Origin of the sequence: Ancrocorticia sp., assembly GCF_052089425.1 — a bacterium.
In the GTDB taxonomy this organism is placed as follows: Bacteria; Actinomycetota; Actinomycetes; order Actinomycetales; family Actinomycetaceae; genus Ancrocorticia.
On the sequence record NZ_JBQCZW010000010.1, the window covers coordinates 1 to 17,342 of the forward strand.

16 protein-coding genes and 1 pseudogene are annotated in these 17,342 nt (G+C 55.4%); 7 read left to right on the forward strand and 10 right to left on the reverse strand.

Translation table 11 applies throughout. The annotated features are described in order from the left end of the window. Positions 1–140: 140 nt before the first annotated feature. Complete coding sequence (locus ACTHV6_RS04975; RefSeq protein ID WP_441386176.1) at positions 141–1,127, reverse strand: LacI family DNA-binding transcriptional regulator; 987 nt, start codon at positions 1,125–1,127, stop codon at positions 141–143. Between the two features lie 395 nt (positions 1,128–1,522). On the opposite strand from ACTHV6_RS04975, the gene ACTHV6_RS04980 reads away from it, so the two are divergent. Further along, positions 1,523–2,524: a sugar phosphate isomerase/epimerase family protein gene (locus ACTHV6_RS04980; protein ID WP_441386177.1), complete on the forward strand. Its 1,002-nt coding sequence runs from the start codon at positions 1,523–1,525 to the stop codon at positions 2,522–2,524. Between the two features lie 184 nt (positions 2,525–2,708). On the opposite strand, the gene ACTHV6_RS04985 is transcribed toward ACTHV6_RS04980, so the two are convergent. The 4 genes and pseudogenes from ACTHV6_RS04985 to ACTHV6_RS05000 form a co-directional block, all read right to left on the reverse strand. Beyond that, the gene (locus ACTHV6_RS04985; RefSeq protein WP_441386178.1) at positions 2,709–3,599 is read right to left on the reverse strand and encodes a sugar phosphate isomerase/epimerase family protein; all 891 of its coding nucleotides are present in this window, start codon (positions 3,597–3,599) and stop codon (positions 2,709–2,711) included. Positions 3,600–3,627: 28 nt separating this feature from the next. Further along, positions 3,628–4,620 carry a Gfo/Idh/MocA family oxidoreductase gene (locus tag ACTHV6_RS04990; protein WP_441386179.1) on the reverse strand — a complete coding sequence of 331 codons (993 nt, stop codon included), beginning with the start codon at positions 4,618–4,620 and terminating at the stop codon, positions 3,628–3,630. Between the two features lie 223 nt (positions 4,621–4,843). Continuing rightward, positions 4,844–5,320: a sulfite exporter TauE/SafE family protein gene (locus ACTHV6_RS04995; RefSeq protein WP_441386230.1), complete on the reverse strand. Its 477-nt coding sequence runs from the start codon at positions 5,318–5,320 to the stop codon at positions 4,844–4,846. Between the two features lie 76 nt (positions 5,321–5,396). Continuing rightward, a pseudogene (locus ACTHV6_RS05000) lies at positions 5,397–5,717 on the reverse strand (TSUP family transporter); the annotation flags it as partial. Between the two features lie 186 nt (positions 5,718–5,903). Here ACTHV6_RS05000 and ACTHV6_RS05005 point away from each other — a divergent pair. Next, on the forward strand, positions 5,904–7,112 hold the full coding sequence (locus ACTHV6_RS05005; RefSeq protein WP_441386180.1) for a Gfo/Idh/MocA family protein: 1,209 nt from the start codon (positions 5,904–5,906) through the stop codon (positions 7,110–7,112). Between the two features lie 43 nt (positions 7,113–7,155). Next, a complete protein-coding gene (gene iolE, locus ACTHV6_RS05010) occupies positions 7,156–8,043 on the forward strand; it encodes a myo-inosose-2 dehydratase (RefSeq protein WP_441386181.1) in 888 nt (295 codons plus the stop codon). 95 nt (positions 8,044–8,138) lie between these two features. Here iolE and ACTHV6_RS05015 read toward each other — a convergent pair whose 3' ends face one another. Next, on the reverse strand, positions 8,139–9,254 hold the full coding sequence (locus ACTHV6_RS05015; protein WP_441386182.1) for a LacI family DNA-binding transcriptional regulator: 1,116 nt from the start codon (positions 9,252–9,254) through the stop codon (positions 8,139–8,141). A gap of 311 nt (positions 9,255–9,565) precedes the next feature. On the opposite strand from ACTHV6_RS05015, the gene ACTHV6_RS05020 reads away from it, so the two are divergent. The 3 genes from ACTHV6_RS05020 to ACTHV6_RS05030 all read left to right on the forward strand — a co-directional run bounded on the left by ACTHV6_RS05020 (position 9,566) and on the right by ACTHV6_RS05030 (position 12,840). Beyond that, the gene (locus ACTHV6_RS05020; protein ID WP_441386183.1) at positions 9,566–10,579 is read left to right on the forward strand and encodes a Gfo/Idh/MocA family oxidoreductase; all 1,014 of its coding nucleotides are present in this window, start codon (positions 9,566–9,568) and stop codon (positions 10,577–10,579) included. Continuing rightward, positions 10,576–11,373 carry a TIM barrel protein gene (locus tag ACTHV6_RS05025; RefSeq protein WP_441386184.1) on the forward strand — a complete coding sequence of 266 codons (798 nt, stop codon included), beginning with the start codon at positions 10,576–10,578 and terminating at the stop codon, positions 11,371–11,373. The genes ACTHV6_RS05020 and ACTHV6_RS05025 overlap by 4 nt, the downstream gene beginning before the upstream one ends. Positions 11,374–11,460: 87 nt before the next feature. After that, the gene (locus ACTHV6_RS05030) at positions 11,461–12,840 is read left to right on the forward strand and encodes a sugar porter family MFS transporter (RefSeq protein ID WP_441386185.1); all 1,380 of its coding nucleotides are present in this window, start codon (positions 11,461–11,463) and stop codon (positions 12,838–12,840) included. A gap of 201 nt (positions 12,841–13,041) precedes the next feature. Here the strand turns inward: ACTHV6_RS05030 and ACTHV6_RS05035 are convergent, their stop codons facing one another. The 3 genes from ACTHV6_RS05035 to ACTHV6_RS05045 form a co-directional block, all read right to left on the reverse strand. Continuing rightward, complete coding sequence (locus tag ACTHV6_RS05035) at positions 13,042–13,293, reverse strand: hypothetical protein (RefSeq protein ID WP_441386186.1); 252 nt, start codon at positions 13,291–13,293, stop codon at positions 13,042–13,044. Between the two features lie 362 nt (positions 13,294–13,655). After that, entirely contained in the window at positions 13,656–14,651 is a 996-nt protein-coding gene (locus ACTHV6_RS05040; protein ID WP_441386187.1) for a Gfo/Idh/MocA family oxidoreductase, read from the reverse strand. A 6-nt stretch (positions 14,652–14,657) separates the two neighbouring features. After that, complete coding sequence (locus ACTHV6_RS05045; RefSeq protein ID WP_441386188.1) at positions 14,658–15,179, reverse strand: heme-degrading domain-containing protein; 522 nt, start codon at positions 15,177–15,179, stop codon at positions 14,658–14,660. Positions 15,180–15,523: 344 nt separating this feature from the next. Here ACTHV6_RS05045 and ACTHV6_RS05050 point away from each other — a divergent pair, with 344 nt between their 5' ends. Beyond that, the gene (locus tag ACTHV6_RS05050) at positions 15,524–16,657 is read left to right on the forward strand and encodes a zinc-binding dehydrogenase (protein WP_441386189.1); all 1,134 of its coding nucleotides are present in this window, start codon (positions 15,524–15,526) and stop codon (positions 16,655–16,657) included. Between the two features lie 164 nt (positions 16,658–16,821). On the opposite strand, the gene ACTHV6_RS05055 is transcribed toward ACTHV6_RS05050, so the two are convergent. Then, positions 16,822–17,076 (reverse strand): hypothetical protein, encoded by a 255-nt coding sequence (locus ACTHV6_RS05055; RefSeq protein WP_441386190.1) that lies wholly within the window; start codon positions 17,074–17,076, stop codon positions 16,822–16,824. Positions 17,077–17,342: the final 266 nt, after the last annotated feature.

Consider the following 17,342-nt stretch of genomic DNA (forward strand, 5'->3'; position numbering starts at 1 on the left):
AGGCTGAGTGCTATTGACTGATCTAGGGGCACGGCTCTTTCGAGCCGTGCCCCTAGCTACGTATCGGTTGCAGGGGAGTTCTAAGGGGTGGACCTAGCGTCCTGTGTTTAGTCGAAGTCTGTACCCGATAAAAGAGAGTCCTAAGAGGTGGACCTGACTGTCAGAGTGGGCTGGATGACTGAGTTCTCGGCGGGAGCGGCGTAATCGTTCTGACGCCGGGTAACGTGTTCAAGCGCGGTGCTAATCAGTAGGTGGGCATCTTGGTGGATTGAGGTTAATGACCATTCAGGGCGTTCGGCTACATGAGTATCGTCGTAACTGATGATCGCAACATCGTGTCCAGGGGTAAGCCCTAGGCGGTGCAGGGCGGGTACGACGTCTATCGCGATCTTGTCGTTGTGCACCACGATGGCGAGCGGCCGTTCTCGATCCTCCGGATGGAACTCTCCAATGATTGGAGAAAGAGCGTCATCAGTGTCCACTACGACGTCCTCAAGCGGAATATCGGTCAGTGCCGAGGCGATCGCGTTACGCCGGTTACCTACCCAAATATCCCCACTTTCATGGCGGGCAGATAAGTGGAGGACTCGTTGCCAGCCGCGCTCGTGAACATGGCGGGCTATAAGCTGGGCCGCCGCAATTTCATCCATGTGGACTGTGTCAACGGTGCCGCCGATTGTTCCGCCTCCGATGACCACCATGGGAAGTGAGCGGCCAACACGGACAAGCTCCTCAGCGGGCTCCACAGGGGAGACCACCATGATTCCCGCTACGTCGAGTTCTTGGAGTTTGCGGACCACTTGGGCCTCGTGTTCAGGGCGATTGAGCGAGGTGACGATCAGGGGAAGCAGATCCAGATCACCTGCACCTTGCTGTAGCTCGGACACGAGCGTTTCGTAGAACGGGTTTCGGAGGTCTGGAAGGACGAAGCCCAGAGCCGAATGGAAGCGACCGGCCAACGCTGCCGCACCGATGTTTCGAACATAGCCCAGTTCGCCGGCAATAGCAGCTATTCGTGCACGGGTATCCTGGCTTACCCCAGCGGATCCAGAGAGGGCTAAGGAGACGAGCCCGCGCGATACGCCCGCTGCCCTAGCAATATCTGTCTGTGTTGGCCTCTGGTTCACGGAAATCCTTGGGTGTTGACGGGTGCTGACCATAACAGCACGAAAAACGTATCCTCGCGTGAGCATATCAAGTGAGGCGTAAAGCGCGATGAGGGCCTGATCCATGAGCAGAGGTGAACCCTCTCTAGACGGTGACTGACGAAGCCCAACTACGAGGCGATGAGTTGCGAGAGAATCGCTGGATTAGATATTGACCTAACAAACGGATGTATGTACTCTTAAGACATGTTCTAACGCGCGTTAGAACATGAAGGCCGGTACCAGATGGAGTACAGCAGAGGTGGGTTTGATGTCGAAATTACCGCTGCTGCCAACCGGTCTAAGCGTGGCATGCCACGCTGTCTAACGGAAACAATCAAACTGACTGAACTGACCCAAGAACATAGGAGTTCCTCATGTCTCTCAAATACGGCGCATACACCGCTTGTCTTCACGATCGGTCGCTAGGCGATGCCCTTGACGTTCTCAAGGATGCTGGCCTCAGTGGCGCAGAAGTCAACGTTGGTGGATTCATCCCTTCTCCCCACTGCCCAGCTGAGGTCTTGCTTGGCTCCCAGACTGCTCGTGATGAATACCTTGGGGTGTTCGAGGAGCATGGCGTTGAACTGACTGGTCTCAACACGTCCGGTAACCCGCTGTCCCCTCTTCCTGAGGAAGGCATCATTCAGGCCCACGAACTCAAGCGCGGTATCCGTACCGCAGGAGCCTTGGGTATCAAGGAAATCGTTGCAATGTCCGGTACTCCGGGTACCGATGCTTCCGCGAAGTACCCGTCCTGGATCGTCAACCCTTGGAATGGTATTGATCTGGATATCTTGGATTACCAGTGGTCTGTAGCAGTACCCTTCTGGAAGGAGATTGACGCACTCGCACGGGACAACGGAGTGGACGTGTGCTTAGAGCTCCATCCGCGTAACCTCATCTTTAATGTCCCGGCATTTGAGCGCCTCATTAATGAAACTGGTGCAACCAATATCAAGGTCAACATGGATCCCTCTCACCTGTTCTGGCAGCAGGCTGAGCCGATCGAGGCCATCAAGCGCCTCGGCTCCCACGTTGCTCACGTCCATGCCAAGGACACAAAGGTCTTCCCGGGCGTCGCATACCGTGGCGTCCTTGACACCGATTACGGGCACCTGCCTCCGGAGGCTGTTGGTTCGGCTCCGTGCGCAGTTGGTCATGACTGCACCGTATGGCCCGAGGATCCGGCATGGCGCTTCGTTGCCTTCGGTCTGGGCCACGATGAGCAGTACTGGGCCGATTTCCTTAAGGCTCTTGAGGATGTCAATCCCAACATGGTGGTGAACATTGAGCATGAGGATGCCGAATACGGCAACGTGGAAGGTCTCAAGATCTCCGCGAAGAATCTGCTTGCCGCGGCTGCACGACTAGGCTGAGAAGGTCTGCAATGAGGCCGGCAAGGCCTTGCATTAAGTAGGCCCTAGTTCGAATAAACGAGATCCCACCGACTATCCACGTGGTGCTCCCATTTGGATAGTCGGTGGGATCATCTGTACGCAAGTGAGCTGGCCAGAGTACTAGCAAGAAGCTGGGATTCTGACTCAGTTCGCGAAGTTCGGGTCAGTTCGTGAACTTTGGAGAGGGCTTGCCAGAGATGAGAATCTCAAGGTGAGCCCGCAGCGTTTGAGCAATGAGGGTGAAGTCCAATTCCTGAGTCTTATCGCAGAAGATTTCGGAGGCCCACCAGCCGTCATATCCGGTTGACTTCACTGCGTCCACCCACTCTTGGAGTGGAATGACTCCGCCTCCAGTCCAGACATTGCGAGAAACGGCCTGATCGGGGATCTCTCCTTCGGGGACCTTCAAGCCATCGCACACGTGAACGGCGTGAATGATTGAAGGATCTAGCTTCGCGACGTCCTCTGGCGTATCTCCCGCAACGAAGAAATGCCAGAAATCTACGACGATCCCTAGATTATCTTTCTTTGCAAGATCGAGAATCTTCAATGCTTGAGGTAGGGCATGCACCGGCGCCCAGCCGAGAGGCTCCAAAAAGAGTCCGAGGCCGTGATCGGCGGCGATGTCTGCAGCCAGCGCAACTCGCTTGCTTGTCTTCTCGATGAGCTCGTTCTCATCTGCGCCTAAGAGTCCGCGATAACGGCGGTCGTCCGAACGTAGGGTTCCGTTCCGGAAGTCTTTGACCACCTGGACATCCACTGGCCCAGTGCACATCTGGAGAGTAGGTGCGCCGTAAAGTTGGCCCAGCGTAGCTAGCCTTTCGGCTTCAGCCCGGAAATCGGCGTCGTCCATCTCTTGGAGTGCGCCAAAACCGGAAACCTCGATTCCCTCTAGAAGTGGGATAACGCTTTCGGGGGAGAATCCAGCGGAGAGGTATCGGTCCAACTTCGGATTCTGGAGCTCGATGCCGGCAAAACCTGCTTCCTTGGCGATCTTGATGTCATTGACCACGTTGCCGAAGAAGGTTGAGGTCACGTTCATAGAGAGTTTCATGGGAAGTCCTCTGTTCGATGCTTTTCTTTTACTTGATTTGTACGGGAAGTCCTGTGTGTAGAGACTCGGTGGCTGCCTCGGCGATTCGCTGAGCTCTCAATCCGTCTTCAACAGATGGTGAGGGCTGCTCGCCATTCGTCATTGCCTCCACGAAATGATCGAGTGCGGAGCGGTAGGTAGGAGCGATGCGTTCGAACCACCCAGGATGCATCGCATTGGTAGAGATCTTCTCTGCTGAGTACCGATTGACCCATCCGGTACGTTGTCTGGCTGCCTCGACCATGGATGCCGAACCATTCACTTCGATCCGTTCGTCGTACCCATAGCCAATTCGTCGTTGGGCATCAATCTGGCAGATTGCGCCATTGGAGAGCATCAGAATCACAGCGGAGGTGTCCACGTCCGGAGCATTCTTGACCTCAGGGTCTACCAAAGCAGATCCAGTGGCGTAAACGGAGACCGGTTCGAGGCCTGTGATCCAGCAGAGTAGATCGAAGAAGTGGACTACCTGGTCGCGCATTTGCCCGCCAGATACCTTGAGGTAGTCAATTGGAGGGAGCGACGGGCCGCGTGAGCTCATCTGAACCAGCTCAACTGAACCAACTTCACCAGCAGCCACAGCGTCTCGCAACGCAATGTTCGAGGGATCGAAACGACGGTTGAGGTCAATCATGGCCGGTACGCCAGAATCTTGAACCACACGGGCCGCTTCCTCCGCCACGGTGACGTTGAGGTCGATTGGCTTTTCGCAGAGTATCGCTTTGCCTGACGGGGCAGCTTGCTTGAGAAGATCGGCGTGGGTGTTGGTAGAGGAGGCAATGAGGACAGCATCGATCGAGCTATCGCATAGGATTTCGTCAATCGAGGAAGCTGCGGTGGTCTCATACGTGCGTGCAATTTCATTGGCGCGGAAGGCATCGGCATCGAAAACGCACGCGAAGTTGATGCCGGGGTGAGCAGCAAGGTTACGTGCATGGACTTGACCGATGAAACCAGCGCCAAGTAGAGCAAAGGAAATCATTCTGTCTCCTAAAGGGGCGTGGCTCGAACAGTGGATCTGCGCTTGAGCCCTCGAATGTGGTGAACAGTCTTAAAGGGAAACGTCATTACAGCTATGTACTGACAAGCTTCCTTGATGTCAACATTAGCATGACCTCAAGTAGTCGTGGAAGTAGTCGCTTCTCCTCGGCTTGGACGCCGTACCGGTGCAAGACGGTCCTCACATGCTCGAGGAACTCAACGCGTTAGAACAGCAAATAGACTGCGCTCAGTATGGAGAGTCCGATGACCAATGGGTTAAAGATCGCTGGATTGATACGGGCGATCACCAGCCGTCCAAGAAGTGCGCCTACGATCACCGTTGGCAGGAGCAAGAGGTCCGTAGCGAGCGAATGCGCGGAATGCAGCCCTAAGATTCCTTGAAAGGGGAGCTTAGCTAAGTTGACAACAAAGAAGAACCAGGCCTGAGTTCCAAGGAACCGGACCATGTCGAATCCGGAGGCCAAGAAGTACATTGTCATCGGAGGGCCGCCCGAGTTGGCCACCATGGTGGTGAAACTGCCGATGAAACCGTAGATCCAGCGTGCGATGCGGCTCTGGCCAAACTTTGCCGCTGAGGGTTGTTGGTTGCTTGGCGGTTTGCTCCGCGGAATCGATGGTGTGGGCAATCTCCGGTGTTTCCGCCTCCTCTGCCACTGATGCGAGCGAGTCCTCTGCGGCATCTGCTGCGCTGTCTTTTCGTCTCCCCCTGAGCATGAGCAGTAGCGTGATGGCAGTAAGAACAAGAAGGATGGCGCCGATCAGCTGACGCATTCCATCGTCGGAAATAACGTTAAGGACGAGGGCGCCAACAATGAGGCCAATGAGCACAGGCGGGACAAGTGAGCGGAGTGCTTTCCAATCGGCGTCACGCCGGTATGTCCACACAGCTAACAGGTCGCCCACGATGAGCAGAACGAGCATCACGGCCGTGGATTCCTTTGCTGGCAACACCGCAGCAAACATGGCGACTGCCACTGTGGCTAAACCCGGCAGTGCAGTTTTCGCAACTCCAATGAGTAGTCCGGCGATGGCCAAAACAACCCAGCCGTAACTTGTTAGATCGTAAACCGGCAACATACACACATGTTAGGACTTTATTCGCCATGGCGTGTGGGATCTTAGTCGTTAATACCTAAGCAATTGCTCGGGAGATTATTGAAATTACGGAGAACAAGCGGTCATGGCGTGCTATATAGGCGTATGTCATACTTGTATTTGTCTAAACATTGTTAACGAAGACTATGAATTCAACGAGGAGTTCCGATGCCAAAGAGAGTGCTTGGAGTTGGTGTTATCAGTCTGGGGTGGATGGGCCGCCTGCACACACAAGCGTACAAGGCGTTGTCTGAGCGCTACAGAGAGATAGATGCAGACATTCGGTTGGTGAGTGCGTGTGATCCCGTCGAGCAAAACCGAGTGTTGGCCACGGAGTCCCTTGGGTTCGCGAAGGCTGTGGCTGATTACCATGAGGTGTTGACGGATCCAGAGGTAGATATTGTTTCCATATGCTCGCCAAACTACCTGCACCGTGAGATAGCGCTAGTAGCGATTGAGGCAGGTAAACCTTTCTGGATAGAAAAGCCCATGGGGGTTTCGGCGAGCGAATCCAAAGACATCGCGGTATCGGCGGCGCAAGCAGGGCTGGTAACATCTGTCGGTTTCAACTACCGGCATGTTCCTGCAATTGAGAAGGCGCGTGAAATAGTCCGAAGCGGACGCCTCGGGCGAATCACCAATGTACGGTGCTGGCTCATGGCCGACTACGCGTCCTTCCCCGAAGGACCGCTCACGTGGAGGTATGACCGCGAACTCGCCGGTGCCGGTGTAGTTGGAGATCTGATGAGCCACGGTGCTGATCTTGTCCAGTACGTCTGCGGCCGAATCGCCTCCGTTTCTGCACTGACCGACACCTTCATCCCCGAACGACCGATCCCCACGAGTGTGGGCGTGGGCCACAGCGGCTGGGAGGTCTCCGATGAGTTGGGGGCAGTGGGGAACGAGGACTACGTTGCGATGATCGTGCGGCTGGCCAATGGTGTGGTGGGGACGCTTGAATCCTCGCGGGTTTCGGTTGGGCCCCGCTCTGAATACTCCATTGAGGTGTACGGGACGGATGGTTCGCTCCGGTGGAACTTTGAGAAACTGAACGATCTGGAAATCTGCATTGGCCGTGAGAACGAGTTCCAAGGCTACACGCGAGTCATGGCTGGCCCCACATTCCCATCATTTGAACGCTTCCAGCCGGGAGCTGGAACGTCAATGGGATTCGATGATCTTAAAGTTATCGAGGCTGCTCAATTCGTTCAGTCTGTGCTCACCGAACGCCAACTGGCACCTTCCGTGGCCGATGGGTGGGCGGCCGCGGAAGTGGATGAGGCAACGGTTGCCTCCGCGAGCGATGGGCAGTGGCACGACGTCGCTCCCGTGACAGGACGAACCACATACGACTCTGATGGTCCCCTCTGGCCATGAGTCATGAATATTTCGAATACATCTGAACATAGAAAGGTAGAGCATGAGCACGATTAAAGTGGGCTGCGCCCCTATTGCGTGGGTAAACGACGATATGCCAACGCTGGGAGGAGAGACAACGTATCGACAAATCCTGAGCGAAGTGGCGCTCGCGGGCTATGCGGGTACGGAGATCGGCAACAAGTACCCCAAAGACCCAGCTGTTCTCAACAAGGAACTGCAGATGCGCGGAATTAAGATCGCCGCGGCATGGCACGGTTGCCTTCTGACAACCGAACCCTATGAGGAAGAAGAGAAGAAGTTCATCGCCTTTCGCGATTACATGGCCGCGCTGAACGCGGACTGCATCAACATCTGCGAGCAGGGACACTCGATCCAGGGTATGCGCGACAAGTCGATTTTTGATGACAAGCCTGTTTTTACGGACGATGAGTGGAACCGCCTGTATGAGGGACTAGATCGGTTCGGCGAATTGGCCGCAGAAAAGGGACTACGCTTGTCCTACCACCACCATATGGGTACAGGCGTCCAGACTACGGCTGAGATTGACCGCCTGATGGAGAACACGGATCCAAACAAGCTCAAACTTTTGGTAGATAATGGGCACCTCCTATTCTCTGGTGAAAGCCCTGCCGAGATCGTGAAAAAGTATCTCAATCGCATCGGCCACGTTCATCTCAAGGACATTCGCCCAGACATTGTGGAGAAGGCGCGTGCTGACAAGCTCAGTTTCCTTGACTCGATACTTGCTGGGTCCTTTACAGTCCCCGGCGATGGTCCCACGGATTTCGAAGAGCTTCTGCAGCCAGTCGTGGACTCAGATTATGATGGTTGGTTCATGGTGGAAGCGGAGCAGGATCCCGATGTGGCGAATCCGCTCGAGTATGCACTCATCGCTCGCAGGCATCTGCACGAGACACTTGGTGTTTAACGAGGCTGGTGTATAACGAGGCAGCGTTATCGAGATAATTGCTACCGGCTTAGGTTGAGTGGGGGTGAGCTTCAAGGCGCACCCCCCGCCGTTGCTCACCCGCGGCGGATTTGCTGGCCTTCTGGGGATCGATGTGGGCTGCGATAGGTGATGGCGGGAACTTCCAACTGTGGAATGTGTGGTGCGGGCGTTGCTGTACGAACCGGTCCCGTTGACCCGCGAACTGTTAAGGACGTTGGGAGAATTGTTCCACGAGCCTGAGTTGAAATGGCGGCCGAATCCAAGCGGTGGATTGCACGTTCGGCAGCGAATCTGGCTAGATCACGAGGACTTTGGTGTACGGACGTCATGTTGATTCCCGGGCGTGATGCAATCTCCGAATCATCAAAACCGATGACGGATACGTCAGCAGGTACGGATACTCCGCACCGGATGAGCACATCGATGAGCCCCAGAGCACACCTATCATTGAATGCGATGATAGCGGTTGGAAGATCGCCTGAACGTACGATTGCCTCGGCTACGCTTGCACCGGAAGCTTCATCTTTTCCTCCGTCAGGCGTTGAATACGCCGTTTCCTGAAGCCCATTCACGTCAATTGCACGCTCAAACGCAGCCAGCCGATCCTGCCCCCCGGCGGCTTCGGAGCAGGAAAGATATCGTATCTTGGTGTGCCCCAATTCCATGAGGTGGCTGGTGGCGAGGTTCATGCCGTCGTCGTCAGAAACAACCCAATCAACTCCGGGCGCCACACTCCTCTGGGCCACGGTAATCACGGGCATCCTCCGGCTCAGACGGCCGAGCCTCTCCTCCTCCAGCAGGCACCCAAGCAAGATGAGGGCGCCGCTACGGTAGGAGAGCAGTGTTTCTACGGCTTCGGATTCGCTGCGGTGTTCGGAGACTGCCGAGAGCACCAACTGATATCGAGTGTTGGCGGTGGCGGCGTACAACCCGTCGAGAAGTTCATGGTGAAATGGTTGACGGGTATTGAACGTGACTCCAATCGTATTAGGGGATGAGACGCGAAGGGCGCGGGCGCTCTCGTTGCGCACATAGCCAAGCCTGTTGGCGGCCTCCAATACCTTCTCACGCGTGGCGTCACTGGCTCCGGCGGCGTCCCTGAAGATGATGGAGACCAGTGACTGAGACACTCCAGCTTCGCGGGCAACGTCGCGCATGGTTGGCCGTGGCCTCTCAGCAGGATCTGTCATCTTCCCTTCCTTGGAACCGATTGCACGTGTGGCTCTCAGAATAGCAACTGAGGCAAGCAGTTAGCGGCATCTAACGTGCATATGTGCTGATTTCCCGCGACGAGTAGGCGTGCTGGCTGTATGTGTACACCGATAATTTCACGGCCGGTGGCTCTCGATCTATTGTATGAAACCTTCCGATGGTACGTGGACAATGTATTGACAAGACATTTGAGCCTACCTACACTGACTAGTACGAACTAGTGATTCGAAGTAGCTCAACAATGCGTGAAGCCGAATCGCTACACAACTCGACAAAGGAGTTCGAGCCTATGAAGAAGATTGCATTAGTGGGAGCTGGCAGAATCGGTACCCACCACGCGAGGACAATAGCTGGCGAGGTTGCCGGAGTTGAACTGGCGGTGCTGGCGGATCCTGTGGCACAACATCGTGATGAGCTGGCTGCGGAGTTAAACGTGGCGAGCACACTTGACGATCCCTTGCAGATCGCACAAGATGAGACGATCGACGCGGTGGTCATCACGGCACCGGCGGCAAACCACGTAGAGCTCATCACGGCGTTTGCAGCCGCCGGAAAACACATCTTCACCGAGAAGCCGGTGGCAATTACAGTGCCGGATGCCAAAGCCGCTGTAGCTGCCGCGAAAGAAGCTGGTGTACTTTTCCAAGTAGGTTTTAACCGGCGTTACGCCGAATCATGGGCCCGGGCCAAGGAGATGGTTGCTGCCGGCGCAGTAGGTTCTGTGCAGCGTGTCCATTCGATGACCCGCGATCCTGGGCCGTGGCCGGGTGACCCGGCAAAGGTGGCCCCGGGAACGATCTTCAACGAAACCCTCATCCATGACTTCGATACCATCAATTGGTTGAACGAGGGTGCTGAACCCGTCGAGGTTTATGCGGTCGCGGATGCTCTGGTAGCACCCGAGGCAAAAGGAACTGGGTTCTTCGACAGTTCGGTGGTTATCATTCGATACAGCAATGGAGCCATGGCAACGGCGGAGGCCTCATTTAGCGCGATGTACGGCTACGACCTTCGAGGAGAAGTATTTGGCTCGAAGGGCATGACCTCCATGGGAAACCTAGCCAACACTGACGCACGGCTTTATGACAGCGGCGGTGGACACTGCGACACGTCCGGAACTGACACGTCGCGCTTCCATGAGGCGTACAGGTTGGAGTTCCAGACGTTCGCTGATCTGATCAATGGTAAGAACGTGGACTATCCGGGTGCTGAAGCGGGAATCAAGGCGCAGCTTGTTGCTGCTGCGGCCATCAAGTCCGTGGCCGAATGCCGTCCAGTACAAATTTCGGAGGTAAACGAATGAGCATCAAAGCGAACAACAGCCCGTTCCGGTTGGCAGCCTGTTCGGAAATGATCTTCCAAGATATTCCCTTCATGGAGCGGCTGGAGAAGATAGCCGGGCGTGGCCTTGAAGTTGAGATGTGGGACTGGACCAACAAGGATCTGGATGTGATTGCCGGTACCGGAATACCGATCAGCTCGATGACTGGTTATGTTTCGGGAAACCTGACCGATAAGGATGAAATTCCGAACCTCTTGGAATCCGCTAAGCGATCGGTGGAGGCTGCACACGTGGTGGGCTGCACTCGCCTCGTCATTCATGGAACAGGCTTGGGTGAAGGCGGAATACCGGTGAAGCCTGTTCAGGTTGTCACGGGGGCTATGTGGGCGCAGGCGGCGTTGACCCTCAATGCCCTGTCGAAGATCGGGCGAGATGGCGATGTGATGTTCACCCTCGAGAATCTCAACCTCCCGGTTGATCACGCCGGAACTCCATTCAACAGTCCGCACGATACTCTCGCACTAGTATCGGCGGTAGATTCGCCGAACGTCCGAATGAATCTGGATCTTTACCATGCGCAGATCGGTGATGGCCAGTTGATTGAAACCTGCCGGACCTCCCTGCCGTGGATCGGCGAGATTCAAATCGCGGATGCACCCGGGCGGTGCGAACCTGGAACAGGCGAGATCAACTACCGCAACGTGGCGCTCGCCCTCAAAGACATGGGATATACGGGGGTTGTGGCGATGGAAGCCTTCGCCAGCGGTGACTCTGACCAAGCCCTCGATACCTTCATTGAGACATTCTCCGTCTAGTTTTTCATGATGTTCGTCAGCGTTGACGACGTAAGGAGTCGTGACAGTATGGCTGTTACTAGCAAGAGTGATCAAAGAACAAAACCTTTGAAGAAGCGTAATCTTAACGGGGTAGTTTTCGTGGCCACAATGGGCGCGCTCGCCTTTGGATTTGATACTGGTGTCATTTCCGGTGCTATCCCGTTCCTTGAGCTTCCCTTTTCTGAAGGAGGACTGGCCCTCAGTGCCAGCCAAGTCGGTATCGTAACGTCTTCCCTCCTCCTTGGTGCTGCCTGTGGAGGACTGCTCTCAGGAAACCTCGCCGATCAACGGGGACGCAAACGTACACTTCTCATCTTGGCACTTCTGTTCACCGCTGGTGCCATCGGCACGTCACTGGCGCCCAATATCGTGGTGATGGTGATATTCCGAGTCGTGTTGGGCCTCGCCGTAGGTGGGGCATCGGCCATCGTCCCGGTGTTCATTGGCGAATTGGCACCCACCCACTTGCGTGGGCAGCTGGTGGCGCGCAATGAGTTGACGATTGTGACGGGTCAGCTGCTTGCCTACACGTCTAATGCGATCTTCGCACAGACAATGCCGGACAACCACCACGTGTGGCGGTTCATGCTTATCTTGTGCACAGTGCCCGCACTCCTTCTGTTCTTCGGGACCTTCTATTTGGCGGAATCGCCCCGCTGGCTCATCTCTCACAACAAACTGGCCGAGGCGCGGGACGCACTATGGCAGCTCCGCGAAGGAGACGATGTTGAGGATGAACTCCAAGAGATCAAGCAGCACGTAGAAGAGACCAAACGAATAGAGGCGGCCTCACTGAGGACCGAAATGAAGGTCCCATGGATCAGACGTATTGTATTGATTGGCGTCACCTTGTCCTTCTTGTCCCAGATGACCGGAGTGAATTCGGTGATGTATTACGCGCCGTCCATCCTCATTCATACAGGCTTGGGGACGAGCGCTTCGATCGTGGCCACCATTGGCAACGGAGTAGTCTCCGTCCTGGCAGTGGCTTTCGGCTCGATGGTGTTACTGCCACGCATTCGAAGGCGCCCGATGCTGTTGACAGGGCAGATCGGCGTCACATGTTGCCACGTACTTCTTGGATCAGCGTTTGTGTTTATGGCGCAGTCCGTATTCCGCTCTTACGTAGTGCTGGCACTCATGATGCTGTTCCTGTTCTTCATGCAGGCCTTCGTCTCGGTGATCTTCTGGCTGATGCTTTCGGAGATTTTCCCCCTCCGCATTCGTGGAAAAGCAATGGGGCTGGCAGTGTTCGCGAACTGGATCGCAAACTTCATTGTTGCGATGCTGTTTCCCCCTCTTCAAGAGAGCCTGGGTGGAGCGTTGTTCTTCATATTTGCTCTCATCAACTTCGGCACGATCTTCTTCTATCTGAAGTTCATACCTGAGACAAAGGGGCGTTCCTTGGAGGAGCTTGAACGGCATTTCCAGAGTCAAGGAAAGTAGGGGTAGTTCCTCACCCGTTCGTGAGGGCCGGTGCCGCCGTGGTTAGGTGTGCTCGGCCCTCGCGTGGCCGTTTAGGGAAACAAAAAGGGCGGTACTTCGCTGTACCGCCCGCTTTACCTTCGTGGTGATTGGATCCCGCTTCAGTCCTCCGTGACTGCTGACGAGAAACCTGTTGAGGCTACCACTGCCTGCTCATTAATATCAGACTTCAGGTGACGCGATTGCCACGCTGATGGTCCTGTAGAAGTAGAACAGTGCAACGGCAGCTGACATAAAGCCCGCAGCAATCACCACACTGGTTACCTGAGCGAATGCTCCTGCGAAGGCAACTGCGAGGAAAAGGGACATTACCGCTACCGTTACGGCAAGACGGACATCCCCGCCCTTGGGCAGAGTAGGCGTAACCGTCCTGGTCCGTGCGAATGTGTTGTAGCTTGCGGTCATGGTGCTCATATCGGTGCTTCCTTTATCTGTGTAAGACATGCAGGAGCACCAACGTGCCCTGCACGTCGACGTGCGCCCGGGATTTCCCGGACGCTTATAATTGTATGGACAAATTGGACTGATTCCAATGCCGTGCAGCGTATGATCGATCACGTTGGTTGCCGCAACGGTTGTGCTCCACGCATGGACTCAATTGTGAGGCGAGTACTTGGTGCGAGAAATCGTCGTCGTCGCCAAAAATCGACAACGTGTTTCTGTGTCTAAACCGTGCACCCTAGATACCACGTAGGCGAAGAATCGTCGAGAATACGCTGCGAGGAAGCTTTGTGGTCTATGGGCACGGTTATTGAGGAAGCGACTGGGGCGACGAACTAGGCCAAATCCGCGTGTGCCTGCAAAGTTGCTGCCTCCGCGAGTTCAAGAGCCTCTACGCCGTCGCGGATGCTCGGGGTCAGGTCAGAACCGGTGCTCACGGAGGCGATGAACCCCTCGATCTGACGCTCGAAGGCGAGGCCGTAGCGATCCGTGTTGTTGGTGAGAACTCTCCCCAAGGCATTCGTGGATGTGGCATGTGAGGACGTGACAGACGTGGCACGTTGATTATTCATGGTGAGTGAGCCGAGAGAACCGAAAGCTTCTATGCGCTGATCCCAACCGTAAACGCACCGCCGATCGTTGATGATTGTGGCGACGGCGCCAGATTCGGCCTTGAGTACGGCGACCGCAGCGTCAAAATCCCCGAGTGCTTTCACACGTGGATCCACCACATTCTGTCCAACAGCGTGAATCGACGTGATCGGGCCGAGGAAGAAGCGTGCCAAGTCAAGCTCATGGATCATCATGTCTTTGAAGATGCCACCCGACAGAGGTACGTATTCGAGCGGCGGTGGCAGTTCATCGCGAGAAACTAGTGTCAGCTGCTCTAGGTTTCCGATTTCTCCGGCGTCAATTCGGTCATGCAATTCGAGCACAGTGGGGTCGTATCTGCGATTGAATCCGATTTGCACGCGACCACTCATCTCCTCGACCTGACGGAGGCATGCTTGGGCACGGGGTAGATCTAAGTCCACTGGCTTTTCGCACAGAACGGCTTTTCCTGCCTCAACGGCTGCGAGGATGTACTCAATATGGGTACCAGTGATTGTGGTGATGATGACGGCATCGACATCGGGAGCCGTGATGGCTTCGTGGGCATCCGTGCTCACTTTGACCTCTGGCCCGGCGAGTGCTGTTGCCTTCTCGATCGTGCGGTTGGTGATCCACGTGAGGCGGGCATTTGGGGAGCGGCGAATGGCTGCGGCGTGCACGGCGGCGATCTTTCCTGCACCTATAATAGCAACGTTGATCATGGAGCTGACTTCGTTCATGCCGTGCTAGTGCAGCACCGAGGAAAGAGCGGTCACGACAAGAGCATGATCGTGGGCCGCGGCCAAACCCGATACGGCAACGTAGCCAATCGCGACGCCACTTGGTAGGAGAATGGGGAAAGCTCCGCCGTGTGCTGCATACTGATCGGCAGGTAACTTGCTCTGTTCGTCAAAACCGCCAGAGCCATCGTTGAGTTCGTAATCGGTGCCGACCCTCAAGGACGATTGGTTGTACTGCTCCACAACGCGCCCCTTGCGGCGGGCCCACCAATCGTTGGTAGTGCCGGCGCCGGGCATCGCTGCGTGGAACAGCGTCTGTGTGCCGATCCGAATGTCGACTGCAATCGGTAGGTTGGCCTCGATAGCGATGTCGCGGATGAGTACGCCGATCTGCCAAGCAGTGTCCAGATCGAAGGAGGCGAATCGCAGATCCTCCTCTTGGTGGCGCACTTTTGCCAGAAGGTCGGGCTTGCTCAGCTCGTCTAGGTGCTGGCAAAGGATGTGGAAAGACTCGGTAGGTTTGCTCATTTTCCCGTGACCTCGTTGTTGGGGTGGAACAGTTCGTAGCTGCGTAGCTAGAAATTGAAAGAACAATTACCCAAATAGATTACAAGGGAATCTAAGGGGGAGTCAACTGAGTGGGATGAATCGACGTGTTTTGACCTGAAACTGGGCGTTTCCTGTTGGCGTTTTCGGGACGTAAGTCGGGTATGGCCGGCTTTCTTGCAGGAAACTGGAACGCGGAGTCTATTTGTTAGGACAATAGCTAGATTGAGTTCGTTAATGTCGCTATCGTTATGAGTGAAGGTTACAGATGAGCGCCGAATCTAGTGTTCATTACCAGCTGAGATTTCCAAGTCAAGGAGGACAAAATGGTAGCGGAAATTCCAACCATGATGAGAGCTGCAGTACTGAGGGACTACGACAAGGGATTGCAGGTTGAGAAGATCCCCACCCCAAAGCCGCGTGCGGGGGAGGTGCTTGTGAAAGTAAGTGCGTGCGGGCTATGCCATTCCGATCTTCACGTTGTTGGAGGAGCCATTGCGTTCCCGCTCCCTTGTGTGCTTGGACATGAGGTTTCCGGAGAAATCGTTGAAGTTGGTCCGGGCAATGAACACAACGATCTGGAACTTGGTCAGAGGGTGGCCGGAGCCTTCCTCATGCCTTGTGGTCAGTGTGATGCGTGCGCAGAGGGGCGCGATGATCTTTGTGGGCCGTTCTTCGACCTCAACAGGATCCAAGGCAAGCTCTATGACGGTGAGACGCGTTTGTTTGAAGAAGACGGTTCACCGATCGCCATGTACTCCATGGGAGGGCTGGCCGAATACTGTGTCATTCCCTCGACATCAGTGACCCCAGTACCAGCAAACATCGATCCTGTGTCCGGCGCGATCCTTGGTTGCGCTGCCATGACGGCCTATGGCGCCGTTCGCCGTGGTGCGGACCTTCGATACGGTGAGTCAGTGGCTGTGGTTGCCACCGGCGGCGTGGGATCTAACATTATTCAAATCGCCAAGGAATTCGGAGCGAAGCAGATCATTGCCATCGACGTGTCCGACGACAAGCTGGCGGCTGCTCGTGAACTCGGGGCAACGGACGTCGTCAACTCGACGAAGGAAGACGTCCACGAGGCCGTGTTCGCGATGACTAACGGTGTTGGTGTGGATGTTGCCTTTGAGGCGCTCGGACGGCCGGAAACCTGGAGCTCCGCACTGGATGCGCTGCGCGATGGCGGACGAATGGTGCCGATCGGTTTGGGAGCCGGTGTTCAGACTGCCGCGGTTGAGATTAACCGAACAGTCCGGCGCTCCCAATCTATCTTGGGTTCTTATGGTGCGCGTACGCGTCAGGATCTGCCGGAGGTTGTTCGCATGGCGTCCAACGGATCTATCCATTATGAAGAAATTGTGACCCGGAGGTTCTCTTTGGACGATGTGGCGGAAGGGTATGACCTCTTGCGCAAGGGCCAGATTCAAGGCCGCGGTGTTGTGGATATGTCCCTGTAGTTGGGTGCAGTGACGGTACGGGTGGCTCTTCGAGGTTGGGGGAGCCGCCCGTACACTGCAAAAGAGCAAAAAAGTGGACGGTACTTCGCTGTACCGTCCGTATTATCCATGTGGCTACTGTGGTTGCCGTTAACCCAGAGCCTGTTCAGTTGTTACCCGGAGAATCAGGCAGCTGGGGACTCGATGGCATCCTTGAAGGTTCCAAAGATGAACGCCAGAGACGTGACAGCAGTCAGGAAACCTGATGCGATCACAACGCCTGTAGCGTCAGCCACGGCACCGGCAAAGGCAACCACGAGGAAGACTGCCATGAGAGCCAGAGTGATGCCCAACCGAAGGCTGCGGCTCTTGGGCTGGGTTGAAACTCCGATTTCTGCGGGAGTGATCTGAACTGGGATTTGCTGTGCAATTGCGGTCATGTTGTGCTCCTTCTTCCTATATAAGGACCTGTAGGAGCACAGACGTGTTCCTACACATCCGTGTGTTGCCCAATGTTTCTTGGGCGGTTACAACTGTAATGACAAATGAGTATGTATCCAAGGGGTCTCTGGCGTTGCTTCAATCACAGCGTGTACTAGGCTTAGCCCACGACTTCTTAGGCTTTTGTGGTGCCTTCAACAGTGGACAGAAACTACCTCAACTAGCCGTGAACAACCCTGACATGCATGCAGCCTTTGACTGGGTC